This is a genomic window from Luteococcus sp. Sow4_B9, assembly GCF_052116585.1.
Taxonomy (GTDB): domain Bacteria; phylum Actinomycetota; class Actinomycetes; order Propionibacteriales; family Propionibacteriaceae; genus Luteococcus.
Genome location: NZ_JBQKKT010000010.1, coordinates 44196 through 59789 on the forward strand (window position 1 = coordinate 44196; position 15594 = coordinate 59789).

A 15594-nucleotide genomic window follows, 5' to 3' on the forward strand; every position below is an offset into this window, starting at 1 on the left:
CGCCGAAACGATCAGCCCTCGAACTTGTAGCCCAGGCCTCGCACGGTGACCAACAGCTGCGGGTTGGAAGGATCGGCCTCGATCTTGGCGCGCAGACGCTTCACGTGCACGTCCAGCGTCTTGGTGTCGCCCACGTAGTCAGCGCCCCAAATCCGGTCGATGAGCTGACCGCGGGTCATCACACGGCCGGAATTGCGCAGCAGCAGCTCGAGCAGCTCGAACTCCTTGAGCGCAAGGCGGATCGCCTCGCCGTTGACGGTCACCTCATGCCGCTCGACGTCCATCCTGACGCCGCCGGCCTCGATCAGCTCCGGGAGCAGCTCGGACTCCTGGCCTCGCCGCAGCACGGCCCTGATCCGAGCCACCAGCTCGCGGTGGCTGAACGGCTTGGTGACGTAGTCGTCAGCGCCGAGTTCCAGCCCCACCACCTTGTCGATCTCCGCATCGCGGGCAGTGACCATGATGATCGGGACATTGCTGCGCGTGCGCAGCTGCCGGCAGACCTCGGTGCCGGGCATGCCGGGCATCATCAGGTCGAGCAGCACCAGGTCTGCCCCGACCCGCTCGAACTCGGCGAGGCCCTTCATGCCATCGGCCGCCTCACTGACCTCGAAGCCCTCCTTGCGGAGCATGTAGCCGGTCGCCTCGCGGTAGGATTCCTCGTCCTCGATGATCAATACGCGCGTCATGACTGCCTTTCGGAATCGATCCTGGATGCCCCAGCCACTGGAACACGATCTTGCGAGCCCTCGACGGGCAGACGAAGGGTGAAGGTGGAGCCCTGCCCGAGCTTGCTCCACACGTTCACGGAACCGCCATGCACGGCGGCAATGTGCTTCACGATCGAAAGCCCGAGCCCAGTACCACCGTTCTCACGGCTGCGACCATAGTCCACCCGGTAGAAGCGCTCGAAGATGCGCTGCTGGTTCTCCGGGGAGATCCCGATGCCGTTGTCGGCGACACTGATCTCGACGAACTCGTCCCCAGCATCGTCGCGAATGGTGGTGGTCACGACCACTCGGGCACCCGTGTCCGAGTAGACGATGGCGTTCGTCATCAGGTTGGCGATGGCATCGACCATCTGGTCCCGGTCGCACAGGACCAGACGATCCTCCTCGCCAGCTCGCACCAGGTTGATCTGCCGGGCCTGTGACAGTTCCTGGGTCCGGGCAAGCGCCTCGTCGAGCAGTTCCTTGAGCGGCACGGGTTCGGCCCGGAGCATGGGGTCATCCGACTGCAGTCGGGACAGGTCGATGATCTGGGAGACCAGCTCGCTCAACCTTGCGGACTCTTGGCTCAACCGTCCTGCGAAGCGACGCACCTCGTCCGGATCATCGGCCGCCTCCTCGACGGCTTCGGCCAGCAGGGAGACCGCACCGATCGGTGTCTTTAGTTCATGGCTGACATTGGCCACGAAGTCGCGTCGGGTCTCGTCGACCCGCAGCAATGGAGTCCGGTCATCGACCAGCACGAGTTCCGTGTCATCGCCCATGGGGCCGATGCGGACATTGAGGTGCAAGGTCGGAGCCCCCACACCACGGGACAGAGTGGTGTCGAAGACCGCCGGTTCGCCCGAGCGGCGCACCTCCCGGATGCGTTCCAGCACGGAGGGCACCATCACACGCTGCCCCCGACACAGTCCCAACGACCTTGCCTGGGGATTGCTGTGCAAGACCTCGTCATGGGGCCCAATCAACAGGGCAGCCGAGCGCAGGAGGTTCACGACCTCGATCACCTGTGGATCGACCAGGGTCGGCTCCGTCGGAGAGATCTGCTGCACCTCGTTGTACCGCTTCTCCGAGCGGTTCCACAGCAGCATCACGCCGACGCCGAGGACGAGCCCGACCCCCAGCCCGCACAGTGCCCCGAGGAACATCATCACCGTCCCAGCATATGGCCCCGATCAGGGGTTTTGCACTCGATAGCATGGTCATGTGACGTAATCATTTCCCCAGTGTTCACCGGCCGCTCACCGGGGCGAAACATCCCTGCCCCTGCAGATCCATACCCTCGTCACGATGTCTGCGCCCAAGGTGGCAGGATGTCAGCACGCTGAGACTCGCATCCCAAGGAGGCACCACCCAATGCGCGAGAGCTACCGAGAAGAACTCAATGACGTCGTGACCCAGCTGGTCAGCATGAACAGCATGGTCCGCACTGCCGTGCACGACGCCACGGCCTCCCTGCTGAAGGCTGACCTGCGCACCGCTGAGCGCGTGATCGCCGACGATGCCCGTCTGGACGCCATGTACGAAAAGATCGAGCGCCAGTGCTTCCAGCTGCTGGCCCGCCAGGCCCCCGTGGCCGGCGAGCTGCGCACCATCGTCGCTGCCCTCCGCATGGTCTTCGAGCTGGCTCGCATGGGCGATCTGGCCGCCCACGTCGCCAAGATCGCACGCCTGCGCTACCCCGAGCACGCCGTTCCGGAGAGCCTTGAGGCCAACTTCAACCGCATGTCCGAGCTGGCCGACGAGATGATCGCCGCCGCCGGCCGCGTCCTGGATGAGCGTGACGTCGAGGAGGCCGAGAAGCTGGCCGAGCACGACGAGGAGATGGACGAGCTGCGTCGCGAGCAGTTCCGCGTCCTGCTGGCCGACGACTGGTCGCACGGTGTCGAGAAGGCCGTGGATGCCGCCCTGCTGGGCCGCTACTACGAGCGCATCGCCGACCACGCCGTCGCCATGGCCGCCCGCATCATCTACGTGATCACCGGTGAGGCCCCCGAGGGCGAGGACTGGCCGATCGCCTGACACTCAGCGCACACGAGAAAGGGGCCCGACCCCTGGCGGGGGCGGGCACCTTTTGTCTGCCGCGGCGGTGCACCGCGGGAGCGACGAACCTACTTCTTGCCCTGGTTCTTGACGGCCTCGATGGCGGCCTTGGCAGCCTCCGGATCCAGGTACTTGCCACCCTTGGTCACGGGCTGGAAATTCTCGTCCAGCTCGTAGTACAGCGGGATGCCGGTGGGGATGTTCAGGCCGGCGATGTCCTCGTCGCTGATGCCGTCCAGGTGCTTGACCAGCGCACGCAGCGAGTTGCCGTGGGCGGTGACCAGGACGGTCTTGCCGGCGGCGAGGTCGGGCTTGATGTTCGACTCCCAGTACGGGAGCATGCGGGCCACGACGTCCTTGAGGCACTCGGTCTGGGGACGCTCGTTCTCCGGGATCGCCGCGTAGCGAGGATCGTTGAACTGGCTGAACTCCGCATCCTTGTCCAGGACGGGCGGCGGGGTGTCGTAGCTACGACGCCACTGCATGAACTGCTCCTCGCCGAACTGCTCACGAATGGAGGTCTTGTCCAGACCCTGGAGCTTGCCGTAGTGGCGCTCGTTGAGGCGCCAGCTGCGCTCCACGGGAATCCAGTGGCGGTCGCATCCGTCGAGGGCCAGGTAGGCGGTGTGGATGGCGCGACGCAGCAGCGAGGTGTGCAGCTTGTCGGGAAGCAGGCCCTCCGCCTTGAGCATCTCGGCGGCCTTCTTGCCCTCGCCGACGCCCTTCTCGTTGATGTCGACGTCCACCCAACCGGTGAACAGGTTCTTCTGGTTCCACTCACTCTCGCCGTGGCGGAGCAGGATGAGCTTGTAGGTCATGCCGACAGCCTACCCAGAGCCGGACCTCCCGTGGCTGGGCGGGAGGGTTGATTCGAGCCCTTCTGCTCGGTTGAATCGAGCCATGGAGCTCAAGACTGCAGTCGTGACCGGTGCCAGCTCGGGCATCGGCGCCGCCACCGCCCGCCACCTGGCCAGGGAGGGCTACCGGGTGCTGTGCGTGGCCCGACGCGCCGACCGGATCCAGGCCCTCGCCGACGAGATCGGCGGGATGGCCGTGCCCTGTGACATCACCGACGAAGACCAGGTCCAGACCCTGGCACAGACCGTCGGCGACCAGCTGGACCTGCTGGTGAACAATGCCGGCGGCGCCGTGGGACTGGAGCCGGTGGGCGAGGCCGATCTGGACGCCTGGGAGACGATGTACCGGGTGAACGTGCTGGGCACCGCCCAGGTCACGAAGACATTGCTGCCCGCACTGGAGGCGGCCCGTGGAACCATCGTCTTCGTCACCTCCACCGCCGCCGATGGGGGCTACGAGGGTGGAGCCGGCTACTGCGGCGCCAAGGCCGCCGAACGTGCCATCGTGGAGACCATGCGTCTGGAGCTCTTCGACAAGCCGGTGCGCATCACGGAGATCTGCCCGGGCATGGTCCACACCGACGAGTTCAGTCTGACCCGCTTCCACGGCGACCAGGCCAAGGCGGACAAGGTCTACGCCGGCGTCGCGGAGCCGCTGGTGGCCGACGACGTGGCCGATGCCATCACCTGGATGGCCACCCGCCCGCGCCACGTGAACATCGATCGGATGACGATTCGCCCCCGGGCCCAGGCGGCACAGTTCAAGGTCTTCCGGGAGAGCTGATCCCGTTCTCCAGCAGACGGTCCCGTGACCGCCGCGCCGGGGACGAAAAAAGTGGTGGCGAGGCCCGAGGACCTCGCCACCACCTTTGCGTTCTCGCGATCGACCCTGACGGTCGTTCGCACATCCCCCACTTGGATGTAGAACCCCAACCACCGTTTCCGGGGCTGGATGTTTATACCGTACGTCATAGTTGGGTCACCGGGCAATTCGTCCTCACCAGGTCAGAATCCCTTCAGCAATGATCCCCTGAGCCCCCGACGAAGTAGGCCCGCCCCAACGCAATGCAACACGGACAGCTCCTTGCTGCCCTAGGGTCTCAGTGTGGAAGCGCTCATCCCCGACGGCCGGGTTGCCGTGATGGCCGTCGTGAACAGGACTCCGGACTCCTTCTATGACGGCGGCCGGACCTTTGGGCTGGACGCGGCCGTGGGGGCCGCCTGCCGCGCCGTTGACGAGGGAGCCGACTGGATCGACATCGGAGGTCTTGCCTTCAGCCCGGACACTCCCCTGGTGAGCGTCGACGAGGAGACCGAACGCGTCGTCCCCGTGATCGAGGAATTGCTCCAGCGCCGAGACATCGTGGTCTCCGTGGACACCTGGCGGGTGGAGGTGGCCCGCGCCGCCATCCAGGCCGGAGCCCGGGTCATCAATGACACCTCCGGCCTGCACGATCCGAACATGGCGGATCTGGCCGCGGCGACGGGCGCCAGCCTGGTCATCTGCCACTCCCTCGGCGAGCCCCACACGCACGTGCGCCGCCCCCAGTACGAGGACGTCGTCGTGGAGGTGCGCGACTTCCTGCTCCAACGACGTGAGACCGCCCGTGGACGGGGAGTAAAGGACCAGCAGATCATCCTGGACCCCGGCCACGACCTGACGAAGAACACCCAGCACACCCTGGCGATCACTCGGCACTTCGACCAGTTCGCGGCTCTGGGGCATCCGACCGTCGCGGCTGTCAGCCGCAAGGACTTCCTGGCGGAGTCCCTGGACCTGCCCAAGGCGGAACTGCACGATGCTTCCGTCGCGGCCGCCAGCTGGTGCATGGCCCTGGGCGCACAAGTCATCCGCATGCACGATGTGCGGGCCGGGGCGCACGCCGCCCGACTGGCGGAAGTGATCCGAGGCGCCCGCGAACCGCTGGGCCGACCACACCACAACGTGTAGCCGAACCGACGGTCGGGAATCGACCGCTTGACTGGCCCCGAGACACCAGGACACGAGCCACACCACCACCCATGGCCCCACTCCGCACGCCCACCTGCCACGTGCACCCGCTGCAGCACATGCCCCGAGAAGTACGACGTGCCCCGAGACATCGGAGCGGCCCCGAGACACCAGGACACGAGCCACCGCACCACCCTTGGCCCCACTCCGCACACCCACCTGCCACGTGCACCCGCTGCAGCACATGCCCCGAGAAGCACGACGTGCCCCGGCAGTACGACGTGCCCAGAGAACTTCCACATGCCCCGGCAAGCACGACGTGCCCCGGCAAGCACGACGTGCCCCGAGACATCGGACCGACCCCGAGAACCTCCACCTGCCCCCGGGAACTTCCACCTGCCCCCGGGACGAGAGCTCCGGGTGCCACCAGCATCCCCAACGCCGACGGCGGGGCACCCCCGAAGGGGCACCCCGCCGTCGAGCCTGGGGAACCAGCGATACTGCGTGAGATCAGGGAACTGGGATCAGGCCAGCTGAATCACGCAAGCTGGATCAGGGCCTGACCACCCTGAACGGCCTGGCCGGCCTCCACCAGAACGGCGCCAACCTTGCCGTCGCCGGGGGCGGTGATCTCGGTCTCCATCTTCATGGCCTCCAGCACCACCAGCACCTGGCCGGCGGTGATGTCGTCCCCCTCGGACACCAGGATGCGGGCCACCGAGCCAGCCAGCGGTGCGACGACCGCATTGCTGCTGGCGGCGGGCATCGAAGCGGTGCCCTTGGTGGGAGCGGCCAGCGGGCCGCCTCCACCGATGACGATCGGGGCGAGAGCAGGATTCTGCTGCTCGTCCTCCTCCACCTCCACGTCGATCACATATTCCTGACCGTTGACGGTCACCTTCAACTTCATGTCAATCTCTCCAGGGGTCTGCGGTCAGTTGACCGAGCGGTTGTGGACTCGACCGCGGGCCTCGGTGGACCAACTACGGCTGTTGCGCAGACGCACGGCCTTGACCGTCGCCTTGTGACCCAGGAACGCCGCGACGGCCGCCGAGATGGCCACCATCACGTCGTCGGGAATCTGCTGGTTGCCCTCCAGGGTGGCCACCCGGTCCTCGAGCGCGGTGAGGCGCTCGGAGAGCTCGGCGACCAGCGCCTGCAGGCCAGCAGTGCTGACGTCTTCTGCCATTGTCTTCTGCTCCGATCAGGCCGGCGAGAGGCCGTGCTTCTTGGCCGGACGCAGCTGGCGCTTGCTGGCCAGCATCTCCAGGGTCAGGGCGATCTGACGACGGGTGTCCGCGGGATCGATGATGTCGTCCACCTGGCCACGGGCAGCGGCCATGTACGGCGTCGAGAAGGTCTCGCGGTACTCCTCCACCAGCTCCGCCTTGCGCTGTGCCGGATCCTCGGCCTCCGCGATCTCGCGACGGAAGACCACCGCTGCGGCACCCTCGGCACCCATCACGGCGATCTCGGCGCTGGGCCAGGCGAAGACCTTGTCCGCACCCAGGTCCTTGGAGCACATGGCTAGGTAGGAGCCACCGTAGGCCTTGCGCATCACGATCGTGATCTTCGGGACGGTTGCGGCGGAGTAGGAGTACAGCATCTTGGCGCCGTGACGGATGATGCCACCACGTTCCTGGGCCACGCCCGGCAGGAAGCCGGGGACGTCGACGAGGTTCACGACGGGGATGTTGAAGGCATTGCAGAAGCGGATGAACATCGAGCCCTTGTCGGAGCTGTCGATGTCCAGCACGCCCGACATCACCGACGGGTTGTTGGCGATGAAGCCGACGGTGCGGCCGACGACGCGGCCGAAGCCGACCACCAGGTTCTGGGCCCAGCCGGCCCGCACCTCGAGGAAGTCGCCACGGTCGACGATCTCGCGGATGACCTCGCGCACGTCGTAGCCCTTGTTGCCCTCGTCGGGGACGATGGTGCGCAGCTTCTCGTTGGGCTCCACGTTCTCGTCGGGCTCGACGATCGGCGCCTCTTCGGAGTTGTTCTGCGGCAGGAAGCTGAGCAGCTTCTTGGCGATGAGCAAGGCCTGCTCGTCGTCGTCGGCCACGAAGGAGACCACACCGGAGGCCATCTGCGCGTCGGCGCCGCCGAGCTCGTCCTGGGTGACCTCCTCACCGGTCACCTGCTTGATGACGCCCGGGCCGGTGATGAACATGTGGGCCTTGCGGGTCTGGATGATGAAGTCCGTCAGGGCCGGCGAGTAGACCGCGCCACCGGCGCAGGGGCCGGCGATGATCGAGATCTGCGGCACGACGCCCGACAGCAGGACATTCTCGTAGAAGACCTTGCCGTAGCCGGACAGCGAATCGATGCCCTCCTGGACACGCGCGCCGCCCGAGTCGTTGATGAAGACGAAGGGCGTGCCCGTCTCCAGCGACTTGTGCAGGGCCTCGGCCACCTTGATGTTGTGCACCTCGCCGGCGGAGCCACCGGCGACGGTGAAGTCCTGACTGGCGAAGTGGATCGGGCGGCCCAGCACGGCGCCGGCGCCGGTGATGACGCCGTCGGCCGGCATGTCCGCCTTGTCCATGCCGAAGAAGGTGGTGCGGTTCTTGCGGAAGGCGCCGTCCTCCAGGAGGGTGCCCTCGTCGATGAGTGCATTGACGCGCTCACGCGCCGTCATCGCACCCTTGGCGTGCTGCTTCTCGATGCGCTTCTCGCCACCGCCGGCCTCCACGCGTGCGCGCTCGGAAGCCAGCTTCTCCAGGCGATCTGCCATTGTCTGCTTTGCCATTGTCTGTGTGTCCTATCGCGATCAGGCCGGCTCGACCTTGACGCTGTGCGAGCGTCCGTCGAAGGTGACGTTGTACTGGATGGGCTGCTGGACGGCCTTTGCCTTGCCAGCGGCCACCTCGGCCTCCTGCTTGAGCTGCGCCTCGGTCTTGCCGACATTCTTCGGTCCGTCCTGGCGGGAGGCGAAGAACTTGGGGGCGACGCCGGGGAACATGGCATTGGTGAGGACGTCCTCCTCCGAGCCGTTGAAGCCCGGCAGGGCCTTGGCGTCGCTCTCCAGCTTGTCCCACTCGGGCTCGAGCAGATCGGCCGGGCGGCAGGTGATCTCGTCCTTCTTCTGCTGCGCCTTGGCCAGCTTGACGACCTCCGGGTTGCGCTCCCCGATGCACTCGCCGTAGTAGCCGAGCATCAGGTCGGCGAACTCGCCCGTCATGACCTTGTAGCGGCCCATCAGCACATTGAAGACGGCCTGGGTGCCGACGATCTGGCTCGACGGCGTGACCAGCGGCGGGTAGCCGGCGTCCTTCTTGACCACGGGCACCTCCTCCATGACCTCGCGGATGCGGTCGCCCGCGCCCTGGGCCTTGAGCTGGCTCTCCATGTTGGACAGCATGCCGCCGGGGATCTGGCTGCGGAAGATGTCCGTGTCCACCAGGGTGGCCGACTCGAACTCCTTGTACTTGGGGCGGACCTTGGAGAAGTGGTCGCGGATGCTGATCAGGCGGTCCATGTCCAGCCCGGTGGTGTACTCGGTGCCCTCGAGCATCTCGACGAGGCTCTCGGTGGGATTGTGGCCCGGGCCGAGCGACATCGAGCTGATGGCCGTGTCGACGACGTCGGCGCCGGCCTCGATGGCCTTCATCAGGGTGACCATGGTCACACCGGTGGTGGAGTGGCAGTGGACATTGATCTGGGTGTCCTCGCCGTAGGTCTCCTTGATGCCACGGATGATGTCGTAGGCCGGCTGCGGCTTGAGCAGGGCGGCCATGTCCTTGAAGGCAATGGAGTCGGCACCCATGTCCAGCAGCTGGCCGGCGAGCTTCACGTAGCCCTCGGTGGTGTGCAGGGGGCTGATCGTGTAGCAGATGGTGCCCTGGGCGTGCTTGCCAGTCTTCTTGACGGCCTGCATGGCCTGGGCCATGTTGCGGGGATCGTTCAGGGCGTCGAAGACGCGGAAGACGTCCATGCCGTTCTCGGCAGACTTCTCGACGAACTTCTCGACGACCATGTCCTCGTAGTGCCGGTAGCCCAGCAGGTTCTGGCCGCGCAGCAGCATCTGCAGCTTGCTGTTGGGCAGCAGCTTGCGGAAGGTGCGCAGACGCTCCCACGGGTCTTCGTTCAGGAATCGGATGCAGGAATCAAAGGTTGCGCCGCCCCAGCACTCGACGGACCAGTAACCGGCAGCGTCGATGTCTGCACAGGCATCGACCATGTCTTCCATGGCCATGCGGGTGGCCATCAGGCTCTGGTGCGCGTCGCGGAGGGCAACCTCGGTAACGCCAATTTGTCGCGGACTCATGGGTCCATCCTTCCACGGGATCGGGCAAGGTCGAAAAGCGGGGTGGACATTAGGTCCGACCACACAATGTCTTCATGTCAAGGCATTTCACCGTCGGCCCCCCACCCATGGAAGACTCTTGCCATGACTCGTGAACTGAAGATGAACGACTGCAAGGGCACGTGCGACTGGCAGCCCACGGACGAGCTCAGCGACGGACAGCGCATCTTCGCGTGCACTCCGTGCGGCAGCGAATGGACAAGCGACCAGGGCTGGACGCCGCGCAATGCCGACGGCGAGGTGCCGGCTGCCGTGGCCGCCGAGAAGGCGGCAGCAACGCCCCGCACTGCGATGGGTGAGCAGGAGCCCCCGGCCGGCCACGGCGGCAACTCCGTCGGCGCCTGGTGAGACCCCGGCACTGGGCACACGCACTGCGACGGCCGACTCCCCTCACGGGGAGTCGGCCGTCGCCGTTCGCAGAAGCGATCAGACCGTCAGGCGATCAGGCGGTGTGCGTACCGGCGGAACGCAGCTGCTGGCAGGCCTGCACGATGCGCTCGGCCATGCCGGCCTCGGCCAGCTTGCCCCAGGCGCGGGGATCGTACATCTTCTTGTTGCCGATCTCGGAGTCGACCTTCAGGACACCGTCGTAGTTCTTCATCATGTGGTCGACGACCGGACGGGTGAAGGCGTACTGGGTGTCGGTGTCGACGTTCATCTTCACGACGCCGTAGTCAACGGCGTCGCTGATCTCCTGATCGGAGGAGCCGGAGCCACCGTGGAAGACCAGGAAGAAGGGCTTCTCGTCGGTGCCGTACTTCTCGCTGACCGCGGCCTGGAGGTCCTTGAGGATCTCGGGACGCAGCTTCACATTGCCCGGCTTGTAGACGCCGTGCACATTGCCGAAGGTGAAGGCGGTCAGGTAGGAGCCCTTCTCGCCCAGGCCGAGGACCTCGGCGGTGTGCAGCGCATCCTCGACGGAGGTGTACAGCTTGTCGTTGATCTCACCAACGACGCCGTCCTCCTCGCCGCCGACGGCGCCGATCTCGATCTCCAGGATCTGCTTGTTGGCCTTGGTCTTGGCCAGCAGCTCCTCGGCGATCTGGAGGTTCTTCTCGATGTCATCCATGGCGGAGCCGTCCCACATGTGGGAGTTGAAGATCGGGTCCTGGCCCTTGGCGACACGCTCGGCCGAGAGGTCGAGCAGCGGACGGACGTAGCCGTCGAGCTTGTTCTCGGGGCAGTGGTCGGTGTGCAGGGCCACGTTGATCGGGTAGTTCTTGGCGACCTCACGCGCGTAGTCGGCCAGGGCGACGGCGCCGGTGACCATGTTCTTGATGCTGGGGCCCGAGCCGTACTCGGCGCCACCGGTGGACACCTGCAGGATGCCGTCGGAGCCGGCATCGGCGAAGCCCTTCAGAGCCGCGTTGATGGTCTGCGAGGAGGTGATGTTGATGGCGGGGTAGGCGAACTTGCCTGCCTTCGCCTTCTCGTACATCTCGGCGTAGACCTCAGGAGTTGCGATGGGCATGCTTGCCTCTTTCTCTGGGAAACGGTGTTGCGCACTGCTCATTCTTCCAAAGATGCCCACCGCCCGCAGCCCCGGGGGTCAAACGAACGGCGACACCGCAACCAACACTACGTGGACTGGGAATCACCTTGTCAGAAGAATCTGGGACTCCCCGTAGAATCTGGGACTCCCCGTAGAATCTGGGACTCCCCGTAGAATCTGGGACTCCTCGTCAGAAGATGCTGTCCAGTCCCGAGAGGTCCAGGCCATGACGGCCGGCAGAAGTGGCCCGCACTCCCCCGTCGATCGTGCCGGGCAGGGCGTCCAGGAAGCTCAGCGGCATGGACCACACCTTGCCCTGGCGCGCCTCCACCACCAGTTCGGGTCCGGCCCCCACCTTGAGCCCGGCGGCTCGCAGCGCCTTCACGTCGTCCCATTCGATGTCCAGCACCGCTCCCTCCAGGGTGTGCAGCCGCAGGCCCTCGCGGCCCGCCTGCAACGCGGGCCCACGGCCGATGCGGGCCAGATTGCGCCGGGCCAGCAGCAGACGAATGGCCGTGACGACGATGAGGACGATGCTGATGGCATACCCGGCAACCAGGAGCCACGGGCTGCCCCAGTTCTCCCGCTGCCACCACCACACCGCGGTCCAGATCGCGGCTCCGATGACGGTCCACAGGATCGACGAGCGCAGTCTGGATCCCAATTGGGCCACCGCATGGGCCATGGGCACGGGATTGAAGCCCACCACATAGCCCGGATCGAAGGGCCTCGACGGGTCAGCGGCCTGCTCACCGCCAAAGGCACCACCCCCGACCCCCTCGGGAACGCGACCTTCGGAACGTTGCCCCGGGGGAAGGGGACCAGGAGCAGGAGGCGGGTTCTGGCTCATGGGCCCATGTTATGACCCACCGGCACCGCCGCGCGGTCAGCGACTGTCGTCGCGTTGAACTCAGCGACTCTCGTCGCGTTGAACTCAGCGACTCTCGTCGCGGGGACGGATGGTGGAGTGGATCCGGTACCGATCGGCCCGGTACCAGCTCATCGAGTACTCCACGACCCCCTGCTCGGCAAAGGTCAATCGCTCCTGCACCAACAGCGGCGCGCGCCGGGCGATCCCCAAGACCCGCGCCCGGTCGGCATCCGCTGCTTCCGCGCTGACGGTCTGCTCCCCCTTGGTGGCGGTCACGCCGTAGTGCTCCACCATCAGGTCGTAGACCGCCTCCAACGGGTGGTCCAGCAGGCCCGGGAAGAGTTCACACGGATACCAGCCGATCTCGTGCGCCATCGGCGTACCGTCGGCCAGCCGCAGCCGCTCCAATCGGATGACGGGGGCACCGGGCAGCACCTCGAGCGCCTCCGCCACGGTGGTGTCCGCCGATTCCTGCTGCGCCGAGAGCACCCTGGTGTGCGGCTCCAGGCCACGCAGACGCATCTCGCGGCTGAAGCTCATCAGGTGCAGACGGGTGTCGATGCGGGGTCCGGTCACGTAGGTACCCTTGCCCTGGGTGCGCTCCAGCAGACCAGCCTCTACCAGGTCTGCGATGGCCTGCCGCACCGTGACCCGACTCACCCCCAGCTGGGCGACGAGTTGCCGCTCCGAGTCGAGGACGTCGCCGGCGTGCAGCTCGTCGCGGATGCGACGTTCCAGGATCTCGCGCACCTGGGCCCGCTTGGTCGTGATCGCCGCGCCACTGGCGTCCATCAGGTCCCCTCTCAAATGCCACATGACAAGGTGGTCTGATTACCATACCAGTCGCCATGGTGGCATGAAGCAAGGGGGGCGCCAGATGTGGCCGATCCCACCCCACGGCCATCGCAAGGCCGCCTCGACCCAGCAGGCGGCGCAGGAAGTCAGGGCAACTGACCGTGCGCGTGCTGCAGGGCCCAGTGATACATGGTGATGGCCGCGGCCGCACCGGCATTGATCGAACGCGTAGAACCGTACTGGGTGATCGCCACCAGCTGAGAGCAGGCGGCCACCATCTCGTCGGTGAGTCCGGGCCCCTCAGAGCCGAAGACCAGACAGCAGCGCTGCGGCAGGCGGGCGGTCTCCAGCGGCACCGAGCCCGGCAGGTTGTCCACGCCAACGGGCACCACCTCGTGCGCGTCGAGCCAGGCCACCAGGGAGTCGACGTCGGGATGGTGGTGCACGTGCAGGTAACGGTCGGTCACCATGGCGCCGCGACGATTCCACCGGCGACGCCCCACGATGTGCACCGCCTCCACATTGAAGGCATTCGCGGTGCGCACCATGGAGCCGATGTTGAAGTCGTGCTCCCAGTTCTGGATCGCGACGTGCAGCGGATGACGGCGGGAGTCGAGATCGGCGACGACGGCCTCCAACCGCCAGTAGCGGAACTCGTCGGCCACGTTGCGACGATCCCCTCTGGCCAGCAGCTCGGGATCGAACCGGTCATCGTCCGGCCATGGCTGCGGGTGTGGGCCGACGCCGACCGTCGGGGCCGTGGGGTCGTCCACCGGCTCGTCGTCCGGGCTGCTCGTCGAGGTCACGACGCCCTACGCTACCGCTCCGCTGGCCGGGGCCCGGGAACGGACTGCTCCCCACCGGCCGGGTCGTTGTCAGACTCGGCCGGTGGGGAGCGGTGAGGTGCTGGCCAACCCCTCGGAGGGTCGACGGGAAGGTCAGGTCAGGCCTGCTGGCCGTCGCGCGGCTGGGTCTGGAAGTCCTGCGACTGGGGGGTCTGGGCCTGCCGCCACTCACCCTGCGGCGCCTGCTGGGCCTGAGGGTTGGGCAGCTCGTTGGTGGCGCTGCCCGAGACCTCGTTCACACCCGGACGATGGGGCTGGGGCGCGTCCCCGCGGTAGCTGATCTCACCGAAGTTCACGTCGGGAGCCTGGCGGACGGCCTGGTCATTCACCTCGAAATAGGTGGCCTTCTCGAAGTTGAACATGTTCGCGACGATATTGCTCGGCACCGACTCCACCTTGGTGTTGTAGGCGCGCACGTTTGCGTTGTAGAAGCGTCGACCAGCGGCGATGCGGTCCTCGGTCTCTGCCAGCTGGCGCTGCAGCTCCAGAAAGTTCTGGTTGCTGCGCAGTTCGGGGTAGGCCTCCACGCTCACCATCATGTTGCGCACGGCACCGGAGAGCTGCTGCTCAACCTGGGCGCGCTGCGGATCGGCCTCGGTGCCGGCCCCCTGCGAGAGCTGCATCGCCTGGCCACGCAGGCGCGTGACCTCCTCGATGGTGTTGCGCTCATGACCGGCGTAGGCCCGCACGGTCTCGACGAGATTGGGCAGCAGCTCATAGCGACGGTTGAGCTCCACGTCCACCTGGCGCCAGGACTCCTGGATCACATTGCGCTGGCGCACGAAGCCGTTGTAGGGGCCGATGAACAGCACCCCGGCCAGCACGAGCACGCCGAGGACGGCGATCAGAATGGTCCAGATCATGGGGCTACTCCAGAGGGTTCGGGAACCGGCGGTTCCAGGACTTCAGGAACTTCCAGTGGTCGAGCAGACCACTGGTGCACAGCGTAGTGCGTGGGACGGTTCGACCCGCTGATGTCGGTAGCCGGTACGCCGAGCGCGTAGGCGGATCACTGCCGCCGCGACGGTCGGCGGCCCACCACCCAGCCCGGGCCTGCGACCACTACTGTTCATGCCATGACCGATCGCGAAGAGCTCATCGAACACGTCAAGCAGCTGGCCGTCGTGCACGGCCGGGTGACACTGGCCAGCGGCAAGGAGGCCGACTACTACGTGGACATGCGTCGCGTGACGCTGGACGGAGCTGCCGCCCCCGTCGTCGGGCGGGTGATGCGTGACCTTGTGGCAGATTGGCAGTTCGACGCCGTGGGTGGCCTGACCCTGGGCGCCGACCCGATCGCTGTGGCGATGCTGCACACCGCCGCCCACGACGGTGGCCGTCTGGACGCCTTCGTGGTGCGCAAGAGCGAGAAGGCCCACGGCATGCAGCGCCGCATCGAGGGAACCGAGGTCCAGGGTCGCAAGGTGCTGGTCGTCGAGGACACTTCCACCACCGGCGGCTCGGCCCTGACCGCCGTCGAGGCTCTCCGCGAAGCCGGTGCCGAGGTGGTGGGCGTCGCCTGCATCGTCGATCGCAATACCGGTGCCAAGGAGGCCATCGAGGCCGCCGGCCTGGAGTACCGCTACGCGCTGGGCCTGGCAGACCTCGGGCTCTGATCCGACGACCTCTTCAACAACGAAGGCGCCGTCCCCGGGTGGGTGACGGCGCCTTTCGGTTCCCCTCGGCAAGCTCGGGGAACG

At 66.5% G+C, this 15594-nt stretch carries 17 protein-coding genes; 5 read left to right on the forward strand and 12 right to left on the reverse strand.

The annotated features are described in order from the left end of the window. Positions 1 to 11 precede the first annotated feature (11 nt). Both ACTQ49_RS08195 and ACTQ49_RS08200 read right to left on the reverse strand, forming a co-directional pair. Positions 12 to 689: a response regulator gene (locus tag ACTQ49_RS08195; protein ID WP_441827357.1), complete on the reverse strand. Its 678-nt coding sequence runs from the start codon at positions 687 to 689 to the stop codon at positions 12 to 14. Further along, positions 686 to 1876: a sensor histidine kinase gene (locus ACTQ49_RS08200; RefSeq protein ID WP_441827391.1), complete on the reverse strand. Its 1191-nt coding sequence runs from the start codon at positions 1874 to 1876 to the stop codon at positions 686 to 688. The genes ACTQ49_RS08195 and ACTQ49_RS08200 overlap by 4 nt, the downstream gene beginning before the upstream one ends. Before the next feature lie 208 nt (positions 1877 to 2084). On the opposite strand from ACTQ49_RS08200, the gene phoU reads away from it, so the two are divergent. Beyond that, the gene (phoU, locus tag ACTQ49_RS08205; RefSeq protein ID WP_441827358.1) at positions 2085 to 2750 is read left to right on the forward strand and encodes a phosphate signaling complex protein PhoU; all 666 of its coding nucleotides are present in this window, start codon (positions 2085 to 2087) and stop codon (positions 2748 to 2750) included. Positions 2751 to 2839: 89 nt separating this feature from the next. Here phoU and ACTQ49_RS08210 read toward each other — a convergent pair whose 3' ends face one another. Next, a complete protein-coding gene (locus tag ACTQ49_RS08210) occupies positions 2840 to 3589 on the reverse strand; it encodes a phosphoglyceromutase (RefSeq protein ID WP_441827359.1) in 750 nt (249 codons plus the stop codon). An 82-nt stretch (positions 3590 to 3671) separates the two neighbouring features. On the opposite strand from ACTQ49_RS08210, the gene ACTQ49_RS08215 reads away from it, so the two are divergent. Together ACTQ49_RS08215 and folP are read left to right on the forward strand one after the other, a co-directional pair. Further along, the gene (locus ACTQ49_RS08215; RefSeq protein WP_441827360.1) at positions 3672 to 4412 is read left to right on the forward strand and encodes an SDR family oxidoreductase; all 741 of its coding nucleotides are present in this window, start codon (positions 3672 to 3674) and stop codon (positions 4410 to 4412) included. Positions 4413 to 4733: 321 nt separating this feature from the next. After that, the gene (gene folP / locus ACTQ49_RS08220) at positions 4734 to 5579 is read left to right on the forward strand and encodes a dihydropteroate synthase (RefSeq protein WP_441827361.1); all 846 of its coding nucleotides are present in this window, start codon (positions 4734 to 4736) and stop codon (positions 5577 to 5579) included. A 538-nt stretch (positions 5580 to 6117) separates the two neighbouring features. On the opposite strand, the gene ACTQ49_RS08225 is transcribed toward folP, so the two are convergent. The 4 genes from ACTQ49_RS08225 to ACTQ49_RS08240 are packed head-to-tail and all read right to left on the reverse strand — an operon-like array spanning position 6118 to position 9852. Further along, complete coding sequence (locus ACTQ49_RS08225) at positions 6118 to 6489, reverse strand: biotin/lipoyl-containing protein (RefSeq protein WP_441827362.1); 372 nt, start codon at positions 6487 to 6489, stop codon at positions 6118 to 6120. A 24-nt stretch (positions 6490 to 6513) separates the two neighbouring features. Further along, positions 6514 to 6768, reverse strand: coding sequence for a hypothetical protein (locus ACTQ49_RS08230; protein ID WP_441827363.1), 255 nt, complete (start codon positions 6766 to 6768; stop codon positions 6514 to 6516). Positions 6769 to 6783: 15 nt separating this feature from the next. Further along, positions 6784 to 8334, reverse strand: a complete 1551-nt coding sequence (locus ACTQ49_RS08235) for an acyl-CoA carboxylase subunit beta (protein WP_441827364.1) — start codon at positions 8332 to 8334, stop codon at positions 6784 to 6786. Between the two features lie 21 nt (positions 8335 to 8355). Further along, a complete protein-coding gene (locus ACTQ49_RS08240; RefSeq protein WP_441827365.1) occupies positions 8356 to 9852 on the reverse strand; it encodes a methylmalonyl-CoA carboxytransferase subunit 5S in 1497 nt (498 codons plus the stop codon). 123 nt (positions 9853 to 9975) lie between these two features. Here ACTQ49_RS08240 and ACTQ49_RS08245 point away from each other — a divergent pair, with 123 nt between their 5' ends. Then, positions 9976 to 10239, forward strand: a complete 264-nt coding sequence (locus ACTQ49_RS08245; RefSeq protein WP_441827366.1) for a hypothetical protein — start codon at positions 9976 to 9978, stop codon at positions 10237 to 10239. Positions 10240 to 10333: 94 nt separating this feature from the next. Here the strand turns inward: ACTQ49_RS08245 and fbaA are convergent, their stop codons facing one another. The 5 genes from fbaA to ACTQ49_RS08270 form a co-directional block, all read right to left on the reverse strand. Continuing rightward, positions 10334 to 11362, reverse strand: coding sequence for a class II fructose-bisphosphate aldolase (gene fbaA, locus ACTQ49_RS08250; protein WP_441827367.1), 1029 nt, complete (start codon positions 11360 to 11362; stop codon positions 10334 to 10336). A gap of 211 nt (positions 11363 to 11573) precedes the next feature. After that, positions 11574 to 12233, reverse strand: a complete 660-nt coding sequence (locus tag ACTQ49_RS08255) for a hypothetical protein (RefSeq protein ID WP_441827368.1) — start codon at positions 12231 to 12233, stop codon at positions 11574 to 11576. A gap of 84 nt (positions 12234 to 12317) precedes the next feature. Beyond that, a complete protein-coding gene (locus ACTQ49_RS08260) occupies positions 12318 to 13046 on the reverse strand; it encodes a GntR family transcriptional regulator (RefSeq protein WP_441827369.1) in 729 nt (242 codons plus the stop codon). Between the two features lie 149 nt (positions 13047 to 13195). Then, a complete protein-coding gene (locus tag ACTQ49_RS08265; RefSeq protein ID WP_441827392.1) occupies positions 13196 to 13822 on the reverse strand; it encodes a TrmH family RNA methyltransferase in 627 nt (208 codons plus the stop codon). Positions 13823 to 13992: 170 nt separating this feature from the next. Next, on the reverse strand, positions 13993 to 14757 hold the full coding sequence (locus tag ACTQ49_RS08270; protein WP_441827370.1) for a LemA family protein: 765 nt from the start codon (positions 14755 to 14757) through the stop codon (positions 13993 to 13995). Between the two features lie 213 nt (positions 14758 to 14970). Here ACTQ49_RS08270 and pyrE point away from each other — a divergent pair, with 213 nt between their 5' ends. Next, positions 14971 to 15510, forward strand: a complete 540-nt coding sequence (gene pyrE / locus ACTQ49_RS08275; RefSeq protein WP_441827371.1) for an orotate phosphoribosyltransferase — start codon at positions 14971 to 14973, stop codon at positions 15508 to 15510. Positions 15511 to 15594 lie beyond the last annotated feature (84 nt).

Excerpts from the sequence above, each read along its gene's own strand:
- ACTQ49_RS08195 (WP_441827357.1), bottom strand. The coding sequence starts at position 689 with ATGACGCGCGTATTGATCATCGAGGACGAGGAATCCTACCGCGAGGCG.
- ACTQ49_RS08200 (WP_441827391.1), bottom strand. The coding sequence starts at position 1,876 with ATGTTCCTCGGGGCACTGTGCGGGCTGGGGGTCGGGCTCGTCCTCGGC.
- phoU (WP_441827358.1), top strand. The coding sequence starts at position 2,085 with ATGCGCGAGAGCTACCGAGAAGAACTCAATGACGTCGTGACCCAGCTG.
- ACTQ49_RS08210 (WP_441827359.1), bottom strand. The coding sequence starts at position 3,589 with ATGACCTACAAGCTCATCCTGCTCCGCCACGGCGAGAGTGAGTGGAAC.
- ACTQ49_RS08215 (WP_441827360.1), top strand. The coding sequence starts at position 3,672 with ATGGAGCTCAAGACTGCAGTCGTGACCGGTGCCAGCTCGGGCATCGGC.
- ACTQ49_RS08225 (WP_441827362.1), bottom strand. The coding sequence starts at position 6,489 with ATGAAGTTGAAGGTGACCGTCAACGGTCAGGAATATGTGATCGACGTG.
- ACTQ49_RS08230 (WP_441827363.1), bottom strand. The coding sequence starts at position 6,768 with ATGGCAGAAGACGTCAGCACTGCTGGCCTGCAGGCGCTGGTCGCCGAG.
- ACTQ49_RS08235 (WP_441827364.1), bottom strand. The coding sequence starts at position 8,334 with ATGGCAAAGCAGACAATGGCAGATCGCCTGGAGAAGCTGGCTTCCGAG.
- ACTQ49_RS08240 (WP_441827365.1), bottom strand. The coding sequence starts at position 9,852 with ATGAGTCCGCGACAAATTGGCGTTACCGAGGTTGCCCTCCGCGACGCG.
- ACTQ49_RS08245 (WP_441827366.1), top strand. The coding sequence starts at position 9,976 with ATGACTCGTGAACTGAAGATGAACGACTGCAAGGGCACGTGCGACTGG.
- fbaA (WP_441827367.1), bottom strand. The coding sequence starts at position 11,362 with ATGCCCATCGCAACTCCTGAGGTCTACGCCGAGATGTACGAGAAGGCG.
- ACTQ49_RS08255 (WP_441827368.1), bottom strand. The coding sequence starts at position 12,233 with ATGAGCCAGAACCCGCCTCCTGCTCCTGGTCCCCTTCCCCCGGGGCAA.
- ACTQ49_RS08260 (WP_441827369.1), bottom strand. The coding sequence starts at position 13,046 with ATGGACGCCAGTGGCGCGGCGATCACGACCAAGCGGGCCCAGGTGCGC.
- ACTQ49_RS08270 (WP_441827370.1), bottom strand. The coding sequence starts at position 14,757 with ATGATCTGGACCATTCTGATCGCCGTCCTCGGCGTGCTCGTGCTGGCC.
- pyrE (WP_441827371.1), top strand. The coding sequence starts at position 14,971 with ATGACCGATCGCGAAGAGCTCATCGAACACGTCAAGCAGCTGGCCGTC.